Annotated in this window: 21 protein-coding genes; 8 read left to right on the top strand and 13 right to left on the bottom strand. The window is 48.0% G+C overall.

What is annotated here, in order from left to right:
- Positions 1-51: 51 nt before the first annotated feature.
- Both J0L70_RS01650 and J0L70_RS01645 read right to left on the bottom strand, forming a co-directional pair.
- Positions 52-978, bottom strand: coding sequence for a MarR family winged helix-turn-helix transcriptional regulator (locus tag J0L70_RS01650; protein WP_287452827.1), 927 nt, complete (start codon positions 976-978; stop codon positions 52-54).
- A gap of 290 nt (positions 979-1268) precedes the next feature.
- Entirely contained in the window at positions 1269-2738 is a 1470-nt protein-coding gene (locus J0L70_RS01645) for an MptA/MptB family glycosyltransferase (protein ID WP_287452826.1), read from the bottom strand.
- Positions 2739-2833: 95 nt separating this feature from the next.
- On the opposite strand from J0L70_RS01645, the gene J0L70_RS01640 reads away from it, so the two are divergent.
- Positions 2834-3868: a WD40 repeat domain-containing protein gene (locus J0L70_RS01640; protein ID WP_268180537.1), complete on the top strand. Its 1035-nt coding sequence runs from the start codon at positions 2834-2836 to the stop codon at positions 3866-3868.
- Between the two features lie 122 nt (positions 3869-3990).
- On the opposite strand, the gene J0L70_RS01635 is transcribed toward J0L70_RS01640, so the two are convergent.
- Positions 3991-4563, bottom strand: coding sequence for an SH3 domain-containing protein (locus tag J0L70_RS01635; protein ID WP_287452824.1), 573 nt, complete (start codon positions 4561-4563; stop codon positions 3991-3993).
- A gap of 191 nt (positions 4564-4754) precedes the next feature.
- Here J0L70_RS01635 and J0L70_RS01630 point away from each other — a divergent pair, with 191 nt between their 5' ends.
- Together J0L70_RS01630 and J0L70_RS01625 are read left to right on the top strand one after the other, a co-directional pair.
- A complete protein-coding gene (locus J0L70_RS01630; RefSeq protein WP_017290443.1) occupies positions 4755-5294 on the top strand; it encodes an NADPH-dependent FMN reductase in 540 nt (179 codons plus the stop codon).
- Between the two features lie 185 nt (positions 5295-5479).
- Positions 5480-6394 carry a methyltransferase domain-containing protein gene (locus J0L70_RS01625; protein WP_287452823.1) on the top strand — a complete coding sequence of 305 codons (915 nt, stop codon included), beginning with the start codon at positions 5480-5482 and terminating at the stop codon, positions 6392-6394.
- Positions 6395-6411: 17 nt separating this feature from the next.
- Here J0L70_RS01625 and J0L70_RS01620 read toward each other — a convergent pair whose 3' ends face one another.
- Positions 6412-11727, bottom strand: coding sequence for a PAS domain S-box protein (locus J0L70_RS01620; protein ID WP_287452822.1), 5316 nt, complete (start codon positions 11725-11727; stop codon positions 6412-6414).
- A 164-nt stretch (positions 11728-11891) separates the two neighbouring features.
- Complete coding sequence (gene radC / locus J0L70_RS01615; RefSeq protein WP_287452820.1) at positions 11892-12617, bottom strand: RadC family protein; 726 nt, start codon at positions 12615-12617, stop codon at positions 11892-11894.
- A gap of 109 nt (positions 12618-12726) precedes the next feature.
- Between radC and J0L70_RS01610 the strand changes: the two genes are divergently transcribed.
- The gene (locus tag J0L70_RS01610; protein ID WP_287452818.1) at positions 12727-13608 is read left to right on the top strand and encodes a peptidoglycan-binding domain-containing protein; all 882 of its coding nucleotides are present in this window, start codon (positions 12727-12729) and stop codon (positions 13606-13608) included.
- Here the strand turns inward: J0L70_RS01610 and J0L70_RS01605 are convergent.
- Positions 13605-14306 carry a uracil-DNA glycosylase gene (locus J0L70_RS01605; protein ID WP_017290448.1) on the bottom strand — a complete coding sequence of 234 codons (702 nt, stop codon included), beginning with the start codon at positions 14304-14306 and terminating at the stop codon, positions 13605-13607. The two genes, J0L70_RS01610 and J0L70_RS01605, sit on opposite strands and share 4 nt — an antisense overlap.
- A gap of 136 nt (positions 14307-14442) precedes the next feature.
- Between J0L70_RS01605 and J0L70_RS01600 the strand changes: the two genes are divergently transcribed.
- Positions 14443-15099 carry a phosphoribosyltransferase gene (locus J0L70_RS01600; RefSeq protein WP_017290449.1) on the top strand — a complete coding sequence of 219 codons (657 nt, stop codon included), beginning with the start codon at positions 14443-14445 and terminating at the stop codon, positions 15097-15099.
- A gap of 12 nt (positions 15100-15111) precedes the next feature.
- Complete coding sequence (locus J0L70_RS01595) at positions 15112-15438, top strand: hypothetical protein (RefSeq protein WP_197693235.1); 327 nt, start codon at positions 15112-15114, stop codon at positions 15436-15438.
- A 23-nt stretch (positions 15439-15461) separates the two neighbouring features.
- Here J0L70_RS01595 and hpsP read toward each other — a convergent pair whose 3' ends face one another.
- The 7 genes from hpsP to J0L70_RS01560 all read right to left on the bottom strand — a co-directional run bounded on the left by hpsP (position 15462) and on the right by J0L70_RS01560 (position 20020).
- Positions 15462-16616, bottom strand: coding sequence for a hormogonium polysaccharide biosynthesis glycosyltransferase HpsP (hpsP, locus tag J0L70_RS01590; protein WP_287452816.1), 1155 nt, complete (start codon positions 16614-16616; stop codon positions 15462-15464).
- A 7-nt stretch (positions 16617-16623) separates the two neighbouring features.
- Positions 16624-16881 (bottom strand): ParE family toxin-like protein, encoded by a 258-nt coding sequence (locus J0L70_RS01585; protein WP_287452815.1) that lies wholly within the window; start codon positions 16879-16881, stop codon positions 16624-16626.
- On the bottom strand, positions 16878-17096 hold the full coding sequence (locus J0L70_RS01580) for a hypothetical protein (RefSeq protein ID WP_287452814.1): 219 nt from the start codon (positions 17094-17096) through the stop codon (positions 16878-16880). Before J0L70_RS01580 ends, J0L70_RS01585 begins: the two co-directional genes overlap by 4 nt.
- 30 nt (positions 17097-17126) lie before the next feature.
- A complete protein-coding gene (gene hpsO / locus J0L70_RS01575; RefSeq protein ID WP_287452813.1) occupies positions 17127-18290 on the bottom strand; it encodes a hormogonium polysaccharide biosynthesis glycosyltransferase HpsO in 1164 nt (387 codons plus the stop codon).
- Entirely contained in the window at positions 18287-19264 is a 978-nt protein-coding gene (gene hpsN, locus J0L70_RS01570; protein ID WP_287452812.1) for a hormogonium polysaccharide biosynthesis glycosyltransferase HpsN, read from the bottom strand. Before hpsN ends, hpsO begins: the two co-directional genes overlap by 4 nt.
- Before the next feature lie 71 nt (positions 19265-19335).
- A complete protein-coding gene (locus J0L70_RS01565; RefSeq protein WP_287452811.1) occupies positions 19336-19725 on the bottom strand; it encodes an HNH endonuclease in 390 nt (129 codons plus the stop codon).
- Positions 19712-20020, bottom strand: coding sequence for a hypothetical protein (locus J0L70_RS01560; RefSeq protein WP_036044905.1), 309 nt, complete (start codon positions 20018-20020; stop codon positions 19712-19714). Before J0L70_RS01560 ends, J0L70_RS01565 begins: the two co-directional genes overlap by 14 nt.
- A gap of 227 nt (positions 20021-20247) precedes the next feature.
- On the opposite strand from J0L70_RS01560, the gene J0L70_RS01555 reads away from it, so the two are divergent.
- Positions 20248-21414 carry a TIR domain-containing protein gene (locus tag J0L70_RS01555; protein ID WP_287452810.1) on the top strand — a complete coding sequence of 389 codons (1167 nt, stop codon included), beginning with the start codon at positions 20248-20250 and terminating at the stop codon, positions 21412-21414.
- A 36-nt stretch (positions 21415-21450) separates the two neighbouring features.
- Positions 21451-21861, top strand: coding sequence for a hypothetical protein (locus J0L70_RS01550; RefSeq protein WP_287452809.1), 411 nt, complete (start codon positions 21451-21453; stop codon positions 21859-21861).
- The last annotated feature ends 107 nt before the right edge of the window (positions 21862-21968 follow it).

Below are 21968 nucleotides of genomic sequence, written 5' to 3'. Positions count from 1 at the left end.
TGTGATTTTCAAGCTGGGTAAGACATTACCCAGTTTTTTTACGCCTCTTTCTTACACCTCAGCCAGGTTTGCGATCAAACGATCCACGCATTTTGACAACAACGTTTGCTCGTCTTCTGAGATACCCTGCATCATCATCTGTAATAATTCCAAGGCAGCCATCGGCAAAGTTTGTCTGAGTTCTAGCCCAGCATCAGTGAGCCAAATGCGCCAAATGCGCCGATCCTGAGCGTCACGCTCACGCCGGATTAGCCCCCGCTCGCTCATGCGATCGAGTACCCCGGTGAGTGTGCCACCGACTTGTTGCAAATTCTCGCCAATGCTGGAGGTCGCTTGTCCATCCTCTTGCCACAGACAGCACAGCACGACCCAATGAAATGGAGTCAGACCAAAGGGTTCAAGAAGATCTTGAAACCGACGAGTGCCCAATTGAGCAATGAGCTTCATCCGATATCCCAAATTATTCGGCGCAAAAATCGCTTCCCACCCTTCAGCCGGATGGATGATCGGTGACTCTCCGAGATTTGCAATCATGCGATCGACAATCGTTGACAACTGTTCGCGATTTGGTATCGAAATCCCTTGCAGCGCCGCATCGCGAAGCTCAGTTGCAAGAGGCGGCAGAATTTCTTCAAATTTTCGTCCAGCATCGGTGAGCCAAATGCGCCAAATGCGCCGATCCTGAGCATCACGCTCTCGCCGAATTAGCCCTCGCTCACTCATGCGATCCAGAACTCCGGTCAGTGTGCCGCCAACTTGCTGTAAGCGATCGCCAATACTCGAAGTCGCTTGCCCGTCTTCTTGCCAGAGGCAGCACAGAACAATCCAATGAAACGGCGTCAGCTTATAGGGGTCAAGACGCTCCTGAAACTTGCGATTTGCGAGTTGCGATAGTAGTTTGATACGATAGCCAATTCCGTGCGGGGCAAGCAGGCATTTGAGATGCATTGGGATCGGTTCAACCTGGGAAGAAATCATTGATATTAACTAAACTAAAAAGCGCTGGATTAAGGGATGGACTTGGGGTGCAAAAATCGGAGCGTCAGACATCAAGGGCAGACCGTAGCCGTTAAACAGCTAACCGCTGAGTAGAGAAATTTTAACGCCATAGGGGTCTGTATGCACAAAAGCGTTGCATAACGTTGACAGACTGTCGTATCCAAAACGGATATTGTAATTATCACTAGAAATGATTGATTCAGTCAGGTCTGCAACGCTTTATTACACGAAGTGCGTTGTAGACAAGGTTCAGAAATTCTCGCTTCGCTTTAATTAAGCTCAGTTTGTACATCTTGCCCTTGCAGAGGTTTGAGCGCGATCGTCGGCGGCTCAGTTGGAGGCAAAGACTGCGATCGTAGAACAATAGCCCCAATGATTAGCGTCAAAATGGGTATGCCGATCGACACCACACTCTTCAAGCTACTATTCATCCCCAGTAAATATTGAGCGCTACTTGCCAACCCAAACGCCAGAGTTGTTAGTCCAAACAGTCGCGCTTTCGGGATCAAGGCAGCAAATGTAATCAAAATCGAACAATACCAAGGCATTAACCACGAGGTCGCAAGAAGCATGAGGACTAAAGTTGTCCAGCCCATATCTTCTAACAACATCTGTGGCGTATTGTTCCAGCGTTTGTCGCTGCGATGGAGCTGCCAACCATAAAAGCCAAAAAATCCCGCCAGCGTCAGATTGGACAACAGGGCGAGAATCACGCGCTGCTGAGTAAGATCTAAGCGATCTGGATGAAAAATGCGAACGAGATCGAGGAAAAATTTCGCGATCGCCATCAGCGAAGACTGATACTGCCCCGACACACCCGGATTGAGGATACTTTGCCAAGCCGCTAGATTCGGCATGACCGTGAACACCAGCCCCGTGACAATTGCACCAGATGCCACAATCATGCCGAGCAGCCACCGCCAATGTCCTTGACGCAGTAAGGTTACAGCCACCCAGGGAGTCCAAATTATTGGTAGTGTTTTACTTAAAAAGCCACCCCAAAGGGCGACAAACGCCATCCAGTATTGCTGTCTTGCATAGGAAACCGCAAACAGCACGATGCTCGTCGAGACAAAAATATCAACATGCGCCGAACTCACCTGTTCCATTAACAGCAAGGGGTGGAGTAAATAGGCGATCGTAATCCTGCCACGCTCCGGAATCGGCAACCAACGCCAAATTAAATAGCCATTCAAGAGATGCAGCAGTAAGCAAATTAGCTTAAAAATATAAAGTGCCACGATCGGACTCATCGTGACAAAGACAGCTGAGAAAGTGAAAACAGCTTGAGAAATCAGTCCATACGTCGAAGTTTGTGCCCAATCGACATAAGGCGACAGTTCGGTAACGTATGCCCCGGCTCGGATCAAATAGGGATTGGCTCCATTGAGATTCATCAATCCCGAATGCAAATAGAGATAAGTATCATTGCCGAGCGGATAGGCAATGAAGGCAAGCATCCAGAAGGCAGAAGTCCGAATTAAGATTTGGCGAAAGCTCCAAGTGGAATGTATCCACGAGGTACTGAGAAGATTTGCCAGCCAGATCAGATAAATAATCGAAAGTGCCAGATAACTACCGCCGATCGCGAGTTGCGTTTTGAGGTCTGGAAACGTTGCGAATTTTCGCCCACCCGCCAGAACGTAATAGAATTTATCAATTCCTAGGTGTAAAAGAACAACACTTAAAAAGGTTGTAAGGATTAACGCGATCGCCGTTAGTATTCTAGTTTTATTCACGGAATTTTAAGATCGAGTAAATTCTCCTTAATATACTACTTCACGAATTTGGTGGCATCGCGTTTTAGAATTGTGAGCTTAGGAGTCAGACAAACGTGACACAAAATCGCTGGGTACAGAAGTTGAGCATTGCTGGCGTTGCATTGATTGCGTTTCTAGCTGCAATGTTTTTGCTACTATGGCAGGCGACGAGTTCTCGTGGAGTCGCCAAGGTCTGCATGCCAATCTATGCGGCAGATGTGATGTGTTACGGACAGCGACAATTGATGACTTCACATAAGCCGACGACGATCACCGTCAGTCCTTTGGGTGGAATTTTAGCAGCAGGTTATGAAAGAGAGATCGAGCTATGGGATCTCAAGACTGGCAAAGCCCTACCCAGGTTACAGGATCACACGGATTTAGTCAGCGCGATCGCGATTAGCCCAGATGAGAAAATTTTGGCAAGCAGTAGTTTAGATGGAACGATCAAGCTCTGGGATTTACCCCATCATCGTTTAGTTTCGACCCTGAATGCGGGACGGGCTTCTAATTTAGCGTTTAGCCCGGATGGGCGCATGTTAGCGAGTTCGAGTGGAGTGCATCGTTGGGCAGATGGGGTATTTAGTCCACTGGGGGTGCAGATGTGGGACATTGCGTCGCGGCAACGGGTGTATGGTTTGGGGACTCAGCCAGTGCGCGCGATCGCGTTTAGTCCAGATGGGCATCTGTTAGCGGCAGGAGATCGGATGAAAACAGAACTCTGGCAGGTTCGAGATGGCGAACGACTGCAAACTCTGAATTCAGGCGAGGTGACAGGGCTAGTCTTCTGCCAAGATGGACAAACATTGATTACAGGAAGTAGTAAGCTCAAACTCTGGGATTTGCGGAATGGCAACCTGCTGCATGAGTTTGATGCGGGAGCTTCGGATATGGTACTCAGCCCGGATGGACAGACTTTAGCAACCTCATCGGGGGGATCGGTGCATCTGTGGCATCTATTTACAGAACAATCGTTGGGATCGTTGTATGCAACGTCCTTTAGTAGTTTGTTTGTGGAGTTTGCCTTAAAGGGACAAGCGATCGTGGCAGCGGGAACGGATGGAATTTGGCTTTGGCGAGATTTGCATTCTGAGACGGCAACTCCCTAAGTTTCATGAAGGGACTTGAGCCAGAGATTAGAGTTTGAATTAGCTCAGATAAAAATGGCTTGAACGAGTCTAATCACTCGCTCAAGCCGCAGATTTGAAACATTCGAGAAATAACCGGACGTTTACTGACAATTCAGAAGATTGCTACCAGGAACATTCACAAAGCCGTTAGAAACCCAACCTGAAACGGGTTTTGCAATCTGCACCCATACCCGTCCACTTGCATCAGTCTTAGATGTCGTTGGTGTGGTTGAAACATTGACTTGAGAATTGAACGCAACACTCCCTACAACCGCAGTTGACACATCGGGTCCTTGACGCACGATTAAACCTTGCGTTTGAGTGACACGGCGGCAGGTCGATGGGGAAGGATTCGGATTTGGATTCGGGTTCGGATTTGGATTACCACCAGGGCAGAGTCTCAGCGTTACCGTTTGCACAAAGCCTTTAGAGGGAGCGCTCACAGCCAGAAAACCATTTTCAGCTGTATTTTCCGCGATCGTCATTCTTTGGTTTTCAGGGACAGCGCGAACAACAGGACTAGCAGCAGAACGCTCTGCGAAAATAGCAGTAGACTGCTTTGCACACCGAACTTGACCGACGAGTTGTGCTTGAGCAGCAGGCATGATGAAAGGGGCTGTCAGTCCAGCAATTGTTAGGGCGGAAACCGAATGCTGCCAAAGATTTAATTTCATCGTATTAAACTCCTCACCTAGGGTAGAACCCTTTACCAGTGGACTATTTCGGGAATTATCCCACGGATAGCTCGAATTCTTGGCTTTTTCATAATGCTTTTAAACATTTCACAGAGATACCTCTCTTAAAGCGTAGTCATAATGAATTCAACTTGGTTATGATAGGGAGGTTATTCAAGGAATTTCATCTGATGGTCAAAGTTGTTGGCATTGCTGGAAGTTTAAGACCGGGTTCTTACAGTCAACTCGCTCTGAAAGTTGCGATTCAACGGGTTGCCGCTTTGGGAGCAGAGGTAGAAATTTTGGATTTACGATCGCTGAATTTACCGTTCTGTGATGGTGGGAAGGACTATTCGGACTATCCTGATGTGGCAAAAATGAAGCAGGTCGTCAGCGAAGCGGATGCGATTATTTTAGCGACCCCTGAATACCACGGCAGTATTAGTGGCGTGCTCAAGAATGCGCTGGATCTGATGGGGTTTGTCGAGTTTACGGGCAAGGTAACGGGTGCGATTAGTGTCTTGGGCGGGCAGTCGAATAGTAATTCGCTCAATGATTTGCGAGTGATTTTGCGGGCAATTCATGCCTGGACAATTCCCGAGCAGATTGCAATTGGGCAAGCTTGGCAGGCATTTGGGGAAGATGGCAAGTTACTCGATGAAGACCTTTCTCAGCGGTTTGATGCATTTGCTCAGAGTTTAGTAGAGAACACTCGCAAACTCAGAGGTTAATCGCGATCGGGTTTGAGTGGTGAATGTTCAAAAGAGTGGGGGGTAGGGAGTAGGGAGCTAATTAGGAAACAATTCCCCACTCCCCACTCCCCACTCCCCACTGCTGCGACACAGATTTCATGGATTGATTCGTCGAGCGATCGCTAACGGTAAAATTAAGACTGTTCATAAACTTAGTTTTTGATATGACCGTAACCAGTGAACCCAAGCTCAGACTCGCTTCTCGGCTTGTGAATGGAATTTTATCGATCAAACCTGTGTTTGATTTGGCGAGATATCGTGCTCGAACGATGATGATCAAACGGGCAGAATCGATCGGGGTTCCCTGGACGAAGATTGTGGCTGATCTGCAAGCTCGCGATTGGTCAACGGAATTTAATCAAGTCAATAATCCTGATTTGAAATATCCAGAGTATTATGTGCGTTCTTTTCACGCCTACGAAGAAGGGAATTTAGGGTGGGAGCCTGCTACTGAAGTAGAAGTGGCTGCCTATGCGGTTCATGCAAGGATTTGGAGTGATTCGGGAAAAGATGGCGATCCCCGGTTGCGTCAGAGCTATCACAACGTTTTGCAAGCTGAAATTTCTGAATCTCCGACAGCGATCGTGGATCTCGGATGCAGCGTGGGAATGAGCACCGTTGCGCTACAAGACGCTTTCCCAGGTGCAACGCTCACCGGAGTTGATCTTTCCCCTTACTTCTTAGCCGTTGCGAAGCATCGAGTCGGAGAACGGGAAAACATTAACTGGGTACATGCCGATGCCGCAGCAACAGGTTTACCCTCTGGCTCGTATGACTTAGTTTCGGCTTGCTTGTTGTTTCATGAGTTGCCGAAAAGTGCAGCGATCGACATTTTCAAAGAAGCCAGAAGATTACTTCGTCCAGGTGGACATCTTGCCATCATGGATATGAATCCCAACTCTGAAATTTATGCCAAAATGCCGCCTTACATTTTGACATTACTCAAGAGTACAGAACCTTATTTGGATCAGTATTTTGGGTTGGATTTGGAGAAAGAAATCGTTGAAGCAGGTTTCTCTAAACCGACTTTGACCTGCAACACTCCGCGCCATCGGACTTTGGTTGCCCAAGCTTGCTAAAGGCGCTAGTTTTCCTCTCAAGCCGCAGGAGTCGCGATCAGGGATGAGACGGCTTTGACCAATACATCCGGTTCCGTTGGCTTTGAGAGGTGCATTTGAAAACCTGCGGCTAAGGCTTGCTGCTGATTGACCTCGCCAGCGTAAGCCGTTAGCGCGATCGCTTTAATCGTCCCTCCTTGCTCTGGTGACTGCTTTCTAATTTGCTGAATCAGAGAATAGCCATTCATTTCTGGCATCCCAATATCGCATAACAAGAGATCGGGAATCGATTGGCTCATGAGACACAGTGCCTCTGCTGCTGAAGCTGCGACTGTCACTTTTGCGCCTGCTTGGATCAAGACAAATGATGCCAACTCTCGCATGTCTGCATCATCATCCACCACCAAGACGCAAATCCCGGTTAAATCTGCCGCAGCTTCTACATTCTCGATCTCAGAAGGGGTGTGCTCGATGTGGTTGAGCGGCAGACGAACAACGAAAGTCGCGCCTAGATTAGATCCGGGACTCTCTACCCAAACGCTTCCACCATGCAATTCAACGAGCTGACGCACGATCGCCAGCCCCAACCCCAATCCCCCAAATTTTCGAGTCGTGCTGCCATCTTCTTGGCGGAAGTAATCAAATACATAAGGGAGAAACTCTGGATGAATGCCTCTGCCCGTATCTTGAACTTGAATGTGCACATGAGCGCCAACCTGCTCTAAGCGCACCTCGACTTGCCCGCCTGATGGCGTGAACTTCACAGCATTCGACAAGAGATTCCAAACGATCTGTTGGAGACGGTTTGTGTCGCCTAAAACGGCTCCTGAAATCGGATTGATCAGGGTTTGAATGTGAATCTGTTTCGCTTCAGCCGCTAGGTGGACGGTTTCTAAAGCCGCCTCAATCGTCGTCGCCAGATTGACAGGCGCAATGTTTAACGTCATTTTTCCCTGCAAAATGCGGGAGACATCGAGCAAGTCTTCGATTAATTGCGCTTGCAGTTTCGCATTGCGTTCGATCGTTTCCAAAGCTTGGTTCGTTTTCGTGGCATCTAACCGTTTGCACCGCAGCATTTTTGTCCAACCGAGAATGGGATTGAGGGGCGATCGCAATTCATGCGACAACACCGCAAGGAATTCATCCTTGATCCGGTTTGCCGATTCTGCTTTGGTGCGATCGCGTTGGGCGGCTTGATAGAGTTGGGCATTGTCGATCGCGAGCGAGGCACGACGCGCCAATTCCTCAGCTAATTGCAAATCTGTCATCGTGTAGCGTCGTCCAGACTCAGCCGAGATAAAAGAGATGACCCCAATAATTCTCGCTTGAGTTCGGAGCGGCACAGCCATCACAGAACTAAACCCGACCTGCCGTAGAATCTCTAAATGCTCTGGATTACGAGCAGCCTGAACGAGCATTTCATCTAGGATCTCTGGCACAAAATCAGGCTCTCCAGTTCGCAGGGTTAAGGCTGCACCACGAGCCGCATTCGGGTCGAGTGGATACTTTTCTTGCAGCTGATGTGCCCATTCCAGTTTGGTAGGATTGATGTGAGCAACGGCAATCTGGTCAATGGTGCCATCCTCCTCAACGATGTGAACCGTACACCAGTCGGCTAATTCCGGGACGGTTAGCTGTGCGACTCGCTCCAACGTCGTTTGATAATCTAGGGAAGACGCTAGCACTGCACTAGTTTCGGAGAGAAACTGTTGGGCACGTTCTAACCTAACGCGTTCCGTGACATCGACCACATAGATCAAGACGCTTTCCACCTGGTGACTCGCGTTGACAGTCGGTAGATAGTAAACGTTGTAGTAACCGGGACGACGATCGTTGCGCCCCGGAGGATTTACGGCAAAGTTGGGTGAAATGAAGGGATCTCCCGTCGTGTAAATTCGCTCAAAGATTTCCACTAATCTGGGGTCGGTTTGACCAAACAGCGTCGAAATTGAATTGCCTAAATGTTGCTCACGGGTTAATCCGTTAATTTCAGCTAAGGATTCATTGATGGCAACATATCGTTGCTCGGCATCCAGTAAAGCTAAGCCAATCGGAGAGGTTTCAAAGATAGTCGCCAATTGCTGCTGTGCCGCTTCGGATTGGGCGCGAGCAAGGCGTTCGCGCTCTAACAGTTGTTCCCGTTCCTGCTCGGCTTGCTTGCGCTGCGTGACATCCAACACCAGCGACAATACCGACAGCATCCGTCCCGATTTATCTCTGAGGCTGGAGTTATACCACTCGCAATGCACGATGTTGCGATCTTTCGTGTAATTGCGGTTGTACGAGAGAATATGCGGTTCCTCACCATAAACTAATCGCTGACAGACATCAGCAACCGATTCCAGGTCTTCTTCAAAGACAAACGGAATCTCCATTAAATGTTTACCCAGTATTTCTTCAGCTTTCCAGCCCAAAATGCGTTCTGCACCAGCAGACCACCGAAGGACTCGAAAGTTATCGTCCCATTCCACAACTGCCATCGGCGTATTTTCGACGTGGAAATTGAGCTTTTGTAGCGTTTGATGCAAGATCTCTTCCGCTTGCTTGCGCTCTGTAATGTCAATCACAACGCCAATCGAGTGCTTCGGTTGTCCTTGCGCATCATAGGAGAACTGTCCTCTCACATCGACCCAGTGAATCAAGCCGTCTGGCAAGCGCAGGCGATATTCGTGATGGTACTCTGTTCGTTCCGCGATCGCTTGCTGCCACTTTGTCTCTGTTTCTCCCAAGTCATCCGGATGCACGCGACTTGCCCAAAGTGCGTAGCTAGGCTTATCCTCATCAGGCTGTAGCCCCAGAATCGTGAAATGTCCTGATGACCAGAGGAGCGTATCTGCTTGCAAATCCCAATGCCAAGTGCCCATCCGTCCCACTTTCAGCGCAAGTTGTAGGTGAGCTTCACGCTCTCGCAATTCTGCTTCTGCTCGCGATCGCTCTACAGCTAGCCAGGTTTTTTCAGCGATACGTTCCAGTAATTTCCCGTCTTCTGATGTCCACTGCCGAGGAGTAGCATGGTGCAACATCAACAATGCAAGGAACCGTCCTGCCTTCACGAAGGGGACGCACAGCAACGATTTGGTTTGTATTTCAGCAAAAGCAGCGGCTCTTGCTCCAGCAGTTCGAGAATCGCGATCGACATCATCAATCACAATCGTTTTGCCTTGCTGCAATTCAGCAATAATCTCAGACCCAAACAAACTCATCGGCAGTCTACCAACGACGCTCCTGACCTCATTGCAGTAGTCGCGATCGACAAGAACATATTCCTGGGTTGGATCAATTTCACCATAAGTACAGCGAGTGACATTGAAATGATGCCCGGTGGAGCTAACCACCTGCCACATAATTTCTTCAGAGTCTTGCAGGGCACGAATTGCATCATTCAATTCGATCAAGAACTGCTGTTGTCTTTCTTTGCGCTGAAGTTCTACCAGTAAGGCTTCTGCCTGCTGACGGGCTTGTACTTGAGCCGTAACTTCGATTCCATGAATCAAGATACTATCGATACAACCATCAATGTCTCTTAGCGGCAGAAACACGAAATTGAAAAATCCTTCGACGACATTGCCGTCCCCATTCGGCTCCCAGCGGGACAGAGACTCATCTCCTTGAATAATTTCCCCAGTCTGATAGACCCGATCGTAAATCTCAGAATATCCCTGAGCTGCCATTTCAGGAAATACTTCGTGTGCTCTCTTCCCCAAAATGTCTTCGGAACGTCCGGAGACAGCCAGAAACTTAGAGTTTGCCAGTTCAAAGACGTGATCAGAACCCGACAACACGGCAAACATAGCAGGCACTTGCATCAGAATGTCTCGCAGTCGCTGACGTTCATTTTCAGCTAATCGACGGCTAGCCTGCTCTTGTTTGAGAAGTCGATCGCGTTCAGCTTCGATTTGCTTGCGTTCGGTAATGTTGAGCGAGACCCCTAGCATCCGAATCGCATGTCCCGCATCATTGAGATAGACGCGCCCCTGACTTTTGAGCCAGCGAATTGCACCATCGGGACTGATCACTCGGTATTCCTGAGAAAAGGAGTGGTCACTCGCGATCGCCTGTTCCATCGTTTGCCTGACAAGTTGTCGATCGTCGGGATGAATTACCGCACGAAATGCTTCTGCGGTGCCCACATGCATCCCAAAAATCTCCAGCGCATTTGGAGAACACACCACTTGATTGGTCTCCAAATCGATATCCCAAGCAATCATTGCGGCGGATACGAGGGCAAGCTGTAAGCGTTCTTCTGTCTGCCGCAGGTTTTCTTCAACCTGTTTGAGGTGAGTGACATCTTGAAAGACCGCAACGGCTGCCAGGATTCGTTGCTGCTTATCTAAGATTGGACTGGAACTGACTGAAATAATGCTATAGCTACCATCTTCCTGGCGTAGCTCCATTTTCTCTTGCGTAATGACTTCCCCGGTTTTGAGCGATCGCACCAATGGATACTCATCTGGTGCATAAATTTGTCCATTCGGGCGAAATGCTGCAAATGGAGTCACGGGAACATAGTCCTCTAGCTCATGGGACTGTTCAAAGTCATATTTGACAATTTGTTTGGCTTGTTCGTTTGCAAGCACCAACTTACCAGTAGTAGCATCCGCGATGAAAACTCCCGCAGGCATCTGGTGCAGAACTGCTTCAAATTGCGCCCTTTCCGTTTCCAACGCTTGGAGTAATCGTTCCCGTTCTGCCTCTGCTTGCTTGCGTTCTGTCACATCCCGAAAATAAACGGCGAGTCCTTCTTGCGAGGGATAAGCATTGACTTCTAGCCAGGATTGAACGGGTTCGCCAAACTCTTCCCAGGTCAGTGCGACTTGTTCTGCTACGGCTTGATGCATTGCTCGATAGGCGATTCCGCCAATGAGTTCAGGAAAAACTTCATTCCAAACATGTTTACCCAGCAATTCTTCGGGTAATCGGTGCAGAATTCGAGCCGCTGCCCGATTGACATAGGTGTAGCGCCAGTCTCGATCGAAGGCAACGAAAGCATCGGCAATACTTTCTAGAATGGTTTCTACCTTGCGTTCATTGGTTTGGGCACTTGTATTGAGCAAGCCTTCTAAGCGTGCCTCTAACTCCTGCTTCTGACATTTCAGAGCAGCAATTTCCTGCTGTTGCTCAAAAATTTGAGCTGGAAGCAACGCCGTTGGAGCGTTTGCATAGGTAGATTCGTTAGAATGCTCTGCTTCTAGACTGCGAGCAAAGTGTTCAATGACTTCAGAGCGAGACATTCCCCGTTTTTGTGCTTCTTTATCGAGCGATCGCCAAGCTGTACGGGTAAGAGAAATGCTAATGCGTTGTTTGGTTTCTGCATCCCAATTTTGAACAAACTTACCGGTAGCATCGCGCTTCATAAAGAGTCATCCGTAGGCGTAAACGGCGTACTTTATTAAATCCGAGGTGCGCTTCCTTACAAATCTCCCCTTAGAGTGAGCCTTTCCGTTTCAAACAAAGATTGTAGATAGTTGCGCCAAATCGAGCTAATGGCGTGAAGAAAGACAATCATTCACATCAAAAATCAAACCTCTTGTGCGACTTCATCCCACAACGATGTGGTCTGTCTCAAACTCAGATGATTGCCATTTCCGAGAATGAGATGATCGAGCAATGGAATTCCCAAAAATCGAGCACCTTCGAGCAACTGGCGCGTCAAATTGATATCTTCTGCACTCGGTTCCGTATTACCCGACGGATGATTGTGCGCCACGATTAACCGTGTTCCCCCTTGCCGAATTACTTCTCGAAAAATCTCACGCGGATGTGCTAACGTCTCGGTTGCAGTCCCGATCGTAATCACTTGAGTTGCAATTAAGCGATGCTTCACATCGAGAATCAGCACGGCAAATCGCTCTTGAGACTGCCACATCAATTCATGACTCAAAGCAGCAGCAGCTACATTCGGATCATCAATGACTGTTTTTTCGGGAGGTCGAGATTGATAGACTCGTTTGCCAAGTTCGATCGCAGCTAAAATCGTTGTCGCTTTCGCAGTTCCAACGCCGGGAACTTTCGTCAGTTCTGAAATTGTCACTTCTCGCAATGCACTCAACGGATCGCGCTGATGCTGGCTCAGGGTTTGCAAAATATATTGCCCTAGCCCCACAGCGGACAGTTTCCCTGACCCTGTACTCAGCAAAATTGCTAGAAGTTCAGCCGTTGCAAGTGTTTTTGCACCTTGAGCGATCAGGCGTTCGCGAGGGCGTTCACTCTCTGGTAGGTCAGCAATCCGAATTGAATACGTCATGAACCGCGAAATATCACAATTTCTTCATTAATCCCTGACGGTAAATACAATGAGACACTAGCAGAACAAGCGATAATTTCTTCAGATAAAACGTAAGGGAATGTAAAACGTGAGACGGATTTCTGGATGGGTGATGGGGAGCTTGGTGTCAGGAATGATTCTATGTCCAGCGGTTAATGCAGCGCGATCGCAAGACTACACCGTGGCACAATTTCTCTCAGTTCTCAATGGATTAGGGTATGCGGTTCCACTGAATGCGCCAATCGACGATCCGAGAGTTCGGCAAGGCATTCGTGAGTTTCAGTTTCAGTTTCAACTCCCAGTTGATGAAACGTTGAACATTCCCACTCAAGACAAAGCAGCAGATATTGTGCGCACGCTACAACTTGGCTTAAATCGGACAGTTCGTCCTAGTCCCGAGCTTCCGGGGAGCCAGTTTTACGGTAAGCAAACCGAAGAAGCGGTGAAAAAGTTTCAGCAGCAAAATCGCTTACCTGCGACTGGAATTGCCAATCTTGAAACTCGACGGCGATTGAATGACCTGCTCAATGATGCAGTTCCAAGAACAGAATCCCAAAACTCGCCACCTTCTCAACCTGCACTCCAATCTCCAGCGCTGAGCATTTATACTGATGCACAAATTAAAGCCATCCTGGCGGGGTTTGGCTATGACATCAATCAGAAAGCTCCGTTAACTGATGCCCCAACTCGGCGAGCTATTCGAGAGCTTCAGCAAATTTATGGGCTTTCTGAAACGGGATTGGTCAATCGTGCCACTGAAGAAAAGCTTTCGAGCGTGATGCGAAATCTGCGGAATAATTTGAAAGCGATTCTGCGCAGTGATTTTGCGATCGCACAATATTACGATCCAGCGACTCAAGCCGCGATCCGACAATTCCAAGCCCGTTACGGATTGCGAGTTACAGGGTTGGCAAATTTAGAAACTCGCAGTCGGCTCGACGATGAAGCGCGCAGATTGAGACGAAACTAATCTGCACCTCTGAGTTGATCGAGTTTTGCTCGCACTGCCTGAATATCTTGCCACATCAGCCATTTCGGTTGACCTTTCTCACGAGATTGGTTTCTGAGCAGATAAGCCGGGTGGAAGATTGGCATGTAAAAGCGATCGTCTTTTTCGATCCACTGTCCCCGAACTTTAGTGATTCCCTGTTTGATTCCGACTAGGGCTTTCATCGCTGTTGCCCCAGTTAAGAGAATAATTTTCGGATCGACCATGCGAATTTGTTCGGCCAAGTAGCCACTGCAAGCCGCTGCCTCATCCGTCGTTGGCGTGCGATTTTCAGGGGGACGACATTTGACGACGTTACAGATAAAGACATCTTCTTCGGTCGTGAGATTCACTGAAGCCAGAATGCGATCGAGCAACTGCCCCGATTTTCCGACAAAGGGCATTCCCGTCTCATCCTCAGTCTGTCCAGGCCCTTCCCCGACAATCATGATCGGCGCTTTCAAATTGCCGCGTCCAATCACTGCATGAGTTCGAGACGCACCCAAGTCGCAGCGATGACAGCGATTACAATGTGCGCCCATCGCTTCCATCGTTTGATACGTCCCCGTTGGAATCGGAATCTTGGCACTCGTCGGAATCAACTCCGGGTCAAAACTGGGTGGAGCAGAGGGTTCAGCAGCAGGGATATCAAACAGGCTAATTTGTTCGTCGTTCGCCATGAATCGGATCGCGCAGAAATTTATTAACCCATAAATTCTAAAGGGAATTGCGATCGGATTGCGGCAATCGAAAGAAAGAAGACAGAGTTGAAATTCTGGATCTATGCTGAAGATATCCTTCAGGCAGGAGGAACCGATGTTTTCTTCTCAATTGTCTTCGGATACCGTTTTATTTGACGATCGCAAAGATGCGGGGGAACGGCTGGCGCATTTGGTGTTGGAACAAGCGCAGTCGGTCGATGGATCATTTATCGTTTATGCGTTGCCCCGAGGCGGGGTGGAAATTGGTGCGGCGATCGCGCAGGTTTTACATTGTCCACTGGATATTTTGGTGGCGAAGAAGATTACGCGACCTGAAAATCCAGAATTAGCGATCGGGGCAGTGACCGCAGATGGACAAGTCTTAAGGTCGGTTCATTCGAGAATTCCAGGGTGGGAGGATGCGCTAAATCGCGCTTTGGCGAAAGCAAAAGGTCAGTTTGAGCAATTTCGCGATCGTCCGAATGTCACGGCAACGGGAAAAATTGCGCTGCTCGTCGATGACGGGATTGCGACAGGAATGACGATTTCAGTCGCAGCGAAATCGCTACGAAAACAAGAGCCAAAAGAGATTTGGATCTGTGCGCCAGTTGCGCCGCAAGTGATGATCCGCCAACTTGAAGGGATTTGCGATCGCGTTTTAGTACTGGCAACCCCGGAACCGTTTTTAAGTGTGAGTCGATTTTATCGATCGTTTCCGCAGGTGGAGATGGAAAGTGCGATCGCGGACTTGAAAAGAACTTTGCAAAGCTGATAAAAGTTAGTGATGACTAACTCTTTGACGCGAGGGAGACAGATGCGGCAGTGGCGCAGTTTTTGGCACACGATCGAGTTTATGAGTCAGGATAATCCGCCTCAATTAGTTGAAACGTTGATGTTGGCGTTATCGATGCTGCTGTTTAGTGTCTGGATTTTTAATTCAGAATTGGCGTATTTGTTGTTGGGATTAGTGTTTACGGTGGGAGCTTGTGCGTCGATTTTGGTGCGCGAGGCGTTGATTCCAGCAGTACGTCCGCGTCCAACGCAGGTAATGGCGACTTTGCTGTTAGGAGTGAGCTTGTACGGGTTTGCGGATTTGCTGTTTGCAAGATAATTCGCGCCTTTGACCGCGCGAATTCATATCAAGTCTTGGTAGGTTTTGATCACTTGTTGGGCGATCGCGTCCCAACTGTAGTTTTCTAGTGCAAAAGTCTGAGCGTTTTTACCGCGTTGGAGTTGTTCTGTGGGGTTTGCTAGTGCTTCTTTTAGAGCTTGCGTCAGGCTGGCAATGTTGCATTGAGTGATCCAACCGGATTGCGATCGCTCAATGTCTTGCCAGATATGAACCTGATCTGAAATCACGACAGGCGTTCCAACACTCATCGCTTCTGCGACTGCAATGCCGAAATTTTCGTAGTAAGACGGTAAGACAAACAAATCTGCTGCTTCGAGCAGAGCAGTTTTTTCGCTTCCGGTGACGAAGCCGACGATCGAGGTTTTGTCTTTGAGTTGAGAGTATTGAATGCGATCGCGAATCGTTGCTTCGTAGCTTGGATCTTGAGGGTTGCCGCCAGCTAGGACAAAGTGAAAGTCTGAGTCGAGATTTTCCAGCACAGGGAGTAAGAGATCTAATCCTTTTTTGGGATCGATTCGAGACATGAAAAGCAGAATTGGCTTGTTCGTGGGAATGCCATATTTCTCATGAATTGAATTCGATGCAGAAAGCGGCAAGCTGACTCCTAATGGCAACACGACATCGCGAGTCACTGTATTGAATCGCTCTGAAGTTTTCGCTTCTTGCTCGCTGGTGAAATGAATTGCTGCGGCTCCAGCTAAGTTGGGACGTTCTAGCACTGCTGCATAAAGACGCTTGATCTGGCGTTTTTTCTGTAAGTCAGCCGGATCGAGGGTTCCGAGAGGTCGAAGAATATAAGGTAAGTGCTGCGATCGCGCAATCGCTGCTGAGCACGAACTCACAGGAGAGAAGAGTGCATGAATGTGTGCAAGATCGTAATCTTTGGCGTGTTTGTGAAGCCATTGGAGAAGCTCGATCGAGAATTTATACCGTCGAAATGGGGAGCATCGAAAGTAGTAAATTTCATAGCCGTTTTGAGCAACGGGAACACCTAAAGGGACATCCAGTGGAGCTTGTCCGACATCGCCGTTAGAGTTGGTTGTCGCGATTGTAATCTCGACACCAGCTTTTGCCAATGCGCTTGAAAGCCCCAGCACCATTTGACTAGGCCCGCCATAAACTAAAGAGATTGATGGAACGATTTGTAAGATTTTCATGTGATTTTTAACCCCGCAGGAGTTGGTCATATTCCGCATGGGTTCCAATCCAAAACCATGCAATGTCGTCACCTTCTTCAAGTGCTAGTGCGCGATAGTGTAGCCCGATTCTGACTGACCAGAATTGCCCGACTTTTTTGAAGTGCAATGATGGATAGCGAGAATCCTGCTTGAGTAATTCGTAACAGCGATCGGCAAGTTCCTGAATTTCTTCGGGCAATTGTCGATAGCAGTACCAGAAATCAGGAGTCGCGCGATATCTCACAGGTCAGTACAGTCCCCTTCTCGTAAATGTTGTCGCGCCCGTTCAGCTAAGTGATTGAGCTTCCCGACTGCTACATCTTCTTCAAATTGCCGATCCCACAGTTCTGCATCAAATTCAGCAAACCAGATCCGAAAAGCAGCGAGTTCTTCGGCAGACAATTGACGCACAGCCAGTTCGATTTCTTCTAAGTTCTTCATATGCTCAAACTTGGTCATCTATGGGATTCATTCTACCGATCCTATTTTTCAAAGCGATCGATAAAACTCCAACAACTCCTTCGCTAACGCCCGATTCGTATATTTCGCCATTGCTCTTTGATACCCTCGCTGTCCCAAGTCCATAGCAAACTCACGATTGTCGATTAATCGTGCTAGTCGATCGCTCAATTCCTCGACATTTCCCTCTGGAAACACCAAGCCTGAATCTGCAATGACATTCGGAATCTCGCCTGAATCCGAGCCAATCACTGGAACCTGACAAGCCATGGCTTCGATCAAAACATGCCCGAATTGTTCCTTCCAGCCAACTGAAGTTAATGTTTTAAACTGATACGTTGTTTCAGAAGGTAAAACCAAGGTATTCATCAAATTGATATAGCGATAAACCTCGGCATGAGGAACACTTTCGATCCAAATCAAGCGGTTGCTAAATCCGAATTTTTCAGCTTGTTGTTGAATTTCTGCTTTGAGTTCACCTCGTCCGAGTAGAAGAAGTTTCCAATTGCGATCGCGCAATTTCTCTAATGCGTTTACTAACGTCAAGATTCCTTTCTCAGGCACAAATCGCCCGACAAATCCCACCACAAAATCATCCGGCTGAATCCCAAATTTTGCAACAAGTTCCGGCTGAGGCTGAGGACAGAAGAGAGATTCATCAACACCAAGCTGCGGCATGATGCTCATTTTTTTTGTGTAACCGCGATCGCGTAAAATCTTAGCTCCGTCCTGATTTCCAACCACGATTCCGTCTGTATTTTTGAGATTGTATGTCTCAAGTAATGACACCGGAAACTGCAACGTATAAGGCAAATTCCACCAGGTAAAAAAGAGATTCTTGGCTTTCAAATTTAAGAGTCGATTCGCAGTAATAAACTGTGCATATGCAAAAGACTTAGACCCTTGCTCAACTTGAATAATATCGGGTCGAAACGATTTCAGTAGCGAAATTAAATCGGCTCCAAATGTAAGTAAGCCCTGATTATTTTGACTGAAATTAGAAATAGGAACAACTCGAAACGATCCTTCTTCGCGATAGCGAGTTTCGATTGTATCTTTCATCACGCCACCCGGTTTCCAACGTTTGGGAACGACGATCGTGACTTCGATACCCGGTTCTAAATTCGCTAAAACTCGGAGCTTTTCACAATTGAGATCGACGATATAAGAATGACTCGCAACTAGAATTTTCATCGTTTCACCTCATCTCGTCGGCTATAAATTTGTCCGTCATCCCAGAGCGATCGAATGAGTGTCACGATCGCGCTAAGAAATCCCAATGAATAAAAGCAAAATCTCGTGATGATTTTGAGCGGTGAACCACTTTTGTGACAAGGCGGACGACCCAACACATGACAGTCAAACAATCGGAAAAAGAAACGCGCAGCTTGCGAGACTGTGAGATTGTTCAATCCCATCAAAAAATGATTGTGATAGAAGGTCATCTGATATTTCAGCGACTTCGTACTGATATCGTGACAGCCGCCCGTTTCCTCACCCAAATGGACTAATGAAGCTTCTGGGTCATACCAAATCATCAAGCCCGTCTTCCGCAATTTCAAACAGAAGTCAGACTCTTCCCGAACGGCACTTCCCCGAAACCGCTCATCAAACCAAATATTATGTTTCTCAAATACTTCGCGGCGATAAGACATATTGCACCCACGCGCGCTCAAAACCTGCTGCGGTTTTACCGTATGGACTAGATTTAAGTGATACCAAGCGATTCCAGGATCGTGTGCTTCGGGTGGTAAGTCTTGAATCTCTAGCCCTGGTGCAAAATCAGCGAGCTTCATGCGATCAAAGACTCTGCCCGCAACTGCACCAATCTCTGCTCTCTGATAGTTCTTAGCATGTGCGGCTAGATATCCCGGTTCTAACTGCACGTCGTCATCAATGAAGAGAAGGATCTCACCTTGCGATCGCCGCACCGCATAGTTTCTCGCCCCTGGTAAACTTGCCCAATCGAGCTTAAACCATTGGATTTTTCCTACTTCTGCTAGGTCTTCGAGGAACTTTTGTACATCCGGCTCATGCACAGGAGTTTGATCGACGACTAGCACTTCGTAGTGAGGATAATCTTGTTTTAGAACATCAATGATTGTGTCGCGCAGAGGTTCTTCACGCCCATACGTGGGAATGACGACCGAGATAAAGGGCTGAGTCATAACGGGGCTAGCAAACAACGCCGTTAGTGTTCCCAGAGATGCAGACTCTAAACCCTAGACGAAAGGGGAATTCAAGACAATAACTTTGGATCGTCTTTCGGTGGATGCCATCCAACTTCTACCCAAGATTGTCGAGAATTTTGAATAAAGCCCTGATTGTGGTCATCATCATTCAGATCAAGTCTTTTACAGGTTGCTCGACCTATCGGAGTGACTCCTAAGATTCTCAAGCCATCGGCAGTCCAAATAAAATGCTTCTCCCAATCCTGAGTTCTGGGATTAAACAGAGGAACTTCTTGATTGGTTTCTGGATCAATACCCGTGATGAAGTTGTAGCGATAGAAGTTACAGCGTTGACAGGCATAGGCGAGGTTATTGATCTCATCAGAACCGCCTAAAGATTGAGGAATTAAATGATCGATCGTGAATGGGTCGCGCTGGTGCGTTCTAGGGAGTGGCAATATTCGCAGAGGAATTTGGCTCGTCGCCGGACAGATTGTCGAGTGAAGTCGTTGATTGCCACAATTCGGAAGCCAGTTTGGTATTCACAAAGCTAAAAATGCGATTGAGTTCTAATAATCCCATCATTTCGGCTTCTTCTTCTTCTGAAAGCGTTCGCTGTTTCCGTCCTTCAAGCAAAAACTCTAACCGTGCCTGAAGTTCATCAGTGAAATAGAAAGGACGGAAGCGATCGCTCGGATTCAATTTAATTCCATCGAATAGCCAGGACGAGGGCTGCTTCATAACCTGATTCATGATGATCTCCTGCGAAAGCAGACATACCATTTTTGGTAATTTTCTATAGCTATTTTAGTATTTTCTTTGTCGGCAGCTTCGGAGAGAATGCCTGAGCGTACGTTTGCCAGAATACTAATTTTAGTATTGATAACGATGAGTGCAATTTGACACGATCGCTAAATTTCTCGTGGATAATAAGCAGGTGGATTCCACTCGACGTTTGCCCCAGACGATGAACTGCCCCGATGACTTCACCCCTTTCATTGTTTTATTCCTATTCTCACAAGGATGAGGATTTGCGCGATCGACTTGAGGCGCATCTTGCAACGCTGAAGCGGCAAAATTTGATTCAGCAGTGGCACGATCGTAAGATTTTGCCGGGTGAGAAATGGGCGGGAAAGATTGATGAGAATTTGGAGGCAGCAGAAATTATTCTGTTGCTGATTAGCTCTGACTTTATTGCGTCGGACTATTGTTTTGAGTTGGAAATGAAGCGGGCGATCGAGCGGCATAAGGCAAAGGAAGCGATCGTGATTCCGATCTCGCTTCGTCCAGCCGATTGTACGAGGCTACCGTTTGCTGAGATTCAAGGATTGCCGAAGAATTTTAAGCCTGTAACGACTTGGGACAATCAGGATGAGGCGTTTTTGAATGTCGTGACTGGAATTCGGGCAGTTGTTCAGCGAATTCAGGAACGCAAAGCGGTGCGATCGCTGAAAAATCCGTTTGAGCCGTTGAGTGGCAGGGTCGATGATCCGATGCAGTTTTTTGGACGCGATCGGGAATTGCAGCGAATTTTTGAATTGCTGGAAAGTCGCAATAGTGTGGCGGTGATTGGCGATCGAGAAATTGGTAAATCGTCTTTGCTGCGGGCGGTTTATCGCGATTGTCAAGCACGGTTGGGGCGAGTGCCGATTTATCTAGATTTGAATTCGATCGAGAGTGATGAGGATTTTTATGAGGAGTTGTGTCATCAAGCAGGGGTGGCGACTTGTCAGGGGGCGCGGTTGAAGCGATCGCTCTCGGCTAAACGGTTGGTCTTGCTGCTGGATGAGGTGGAGAAGATGACGTGGCAGGGGTTTACGCATGGACTGCGATCGCAGTTGCGGGGATTAGCGGAGGGAGCGGATGCGCCGTTGCGGTTGGTGTTGGCGGCGGGGAGTTCGCTGGATCGGTTGTTTCGAGATGGGCAGGATGGGATGACTTCGCCGTTGGCGGGGATTTGTTTGGAGGAGAGAGTGGGGAGATGGGGAGATAGGGAGATGGGGGAATTTGTGGCGAGAAAGTTGCGGGGATTGCCGATTCAGTTTACGTCGGAGGAGATTGAACGATTGATTGAGGAGAGTGGGGGGTATCCGAAACGGTTGATGCGGGGAGGGTACGAGTTATTTCGGCAGTATCAATACAGGTAGGGGGGTGTTTTTGCTGAGAAGAGGACGAGATTTGTAGTGAATGTCTTGGCGTTCGTCAGTAAGGTTGGAAGGTTCGTGACGAATTGCGCGATCGTCGTTGAGAAGATTGCGGGGTTCACGGAGAATCTTGCGATCGTGGTCACGAAGAGGAGAACGTTTTCGGTAACGATTGGGCAGTTTGGAGAGAATGATCGAGGTTTCGCTAGAAAGTGGGATCTAGGCAAAACTGAAGGAGATAGATTGATGCAGACACTTGCAGAATCCATTAGAAAACATCTCAGCCATGATGCTGCATTGATGTTGCTTGCTGTGTTGCCAGACCCTATTCGGGAGGCTTATGTAAATTATGCTCAGCAGATTGGGGATAGCATTGAACTCGTTCTGGAAATGGCTTTGGCAGATTTTCTAGATCCTGACTCGCTGACCTTTGCAGATTGTAAGCCTTGAATTGGATTGCCTCTGGAGTCAGGATAGGATGGGGTGAGACTTGCGATCGTTGTTCGAGTTCCTTTATGCAGAGCTACTGTGTACACACCCGTTGATTTATCTGTTAC

The sequence above is a fragment of the Leptolyngbya sp. UWPOB_LEPTO1 genome, assembly GCF_017302695.1.
Classification (GTDB): Bacteria; Cyanobacteriota; Cyanobacteriia; order Leptolyngbyales; family Leptolyngbyaceae; genus Leptolyngbya; species Leptolyngbya boryana.
This window is presented reverse-complemented; position numbering and strand designations above follow the sequence as displayed.

Bases quoted from the DNA above. Each gene is read 5' to 3' on its own strand.
- J0L70_RS01560 (WP_036044905.1), bottom strand. From the start codon at position 20,020: ATGAATCAGGTTATGAAGCAGCCCTCGTCCTGGCTATTCGATGGAATT.
- radC (WP_287452820.1), bottom strand. From the start codon at position 12,617: ATGACGTATTCAATTCGGATTGCTGACCTACCAGAGAGTGAACGCCCT.
- J0L70_RS01555 (WP_287452810.1), top strand. From the start codon at position 20,248: ATGACTTCACCCCTTTCATTGTTTTATTCCTATTCTCACAAGGATGAG.
- J0L70_RS01595 (WP_197693235.1), top strand. From the start codon at position 15,112: ATGACTAACTCTTTGACGCGAGGGAGACAGATGCGGCAGTGGCGCAGT.
- J0L70_RS01580 (WP_287452814.1), bottom strand. From the start codon at position 17,096: ATGACCAAGTTTGAGCATATGAAGAACTTAGAAGAAATCGAACTGGCT.
- hpsO (WP_287452813.1), bottom strand. From the start codon at position 18,290: ATGAAAATTCTAGTTGCGAGTCATTCTTATATCGTCGATCTCAATTGT.
- J0L70_RS01605 (WP_017290448.1), bottom strand. From the start codon at position 14,306: ATGGCGAACGACGAACAAATTAGCCTGTTTGATATCCCTGCTGCTGAA.
- J0L70_RS01650 (WP_287452827.1), bottom strand. From the start codon at position 978: ATGATTTCTTCCCAGGTTGAACCGATCCCAATGCATCTCAAATGCCTG.
- J0L70_RS01635 (WP_287452824.1), bottom strand. From the start codon at position 4,563: ATGAAATTAAATCTTTGGCAGCATTCGGTTTCCGCCCTAACAATTGCT.
- J0L70_RS01630 (WP_017290443.1), top strand. From the start codon at position 4,755: ATGGTCAAAGTTGTTGGCATTGCTGGAAGTTTAAGACCGGGTTCTTAC.
- hpsN (WP_287452812.1), bottom strand. From the start codon at position 19,264: ATGACTCAGCCCTTTATCTCGGTCGTCATTCCCACGTATGGGCGTGAA.
- J0L70_RS01620 (WP_287452822.1), bottom strand. From the start codon at position 11,727: ATGAAGCGCGATGCTACCGGTAAGTTTGTTCAAAATTGGGATGCAGAA.
- hpsP (WP_287452816.1), bottom strand. From the start codon at position 16,616: ATGAAAATCTTACAAATCGTTCCATCAATCTCTTTAGTTTATGGCGGG.
- J0L70_RS01625 (WP_287452823.1), top strand. From the start codon at position 5,480: ATGACCGTAACCAGTGAACCCAAGCTCAGACTCGCTTCTCGGCTTGTG.
- J0L70_RS01600 (WP_017290449.1), top strand. From the start codon at position 14,443: ATGTTTTCTTCTCAATTGTCTTCGGATACCGTTTTATTTGACGATCGC.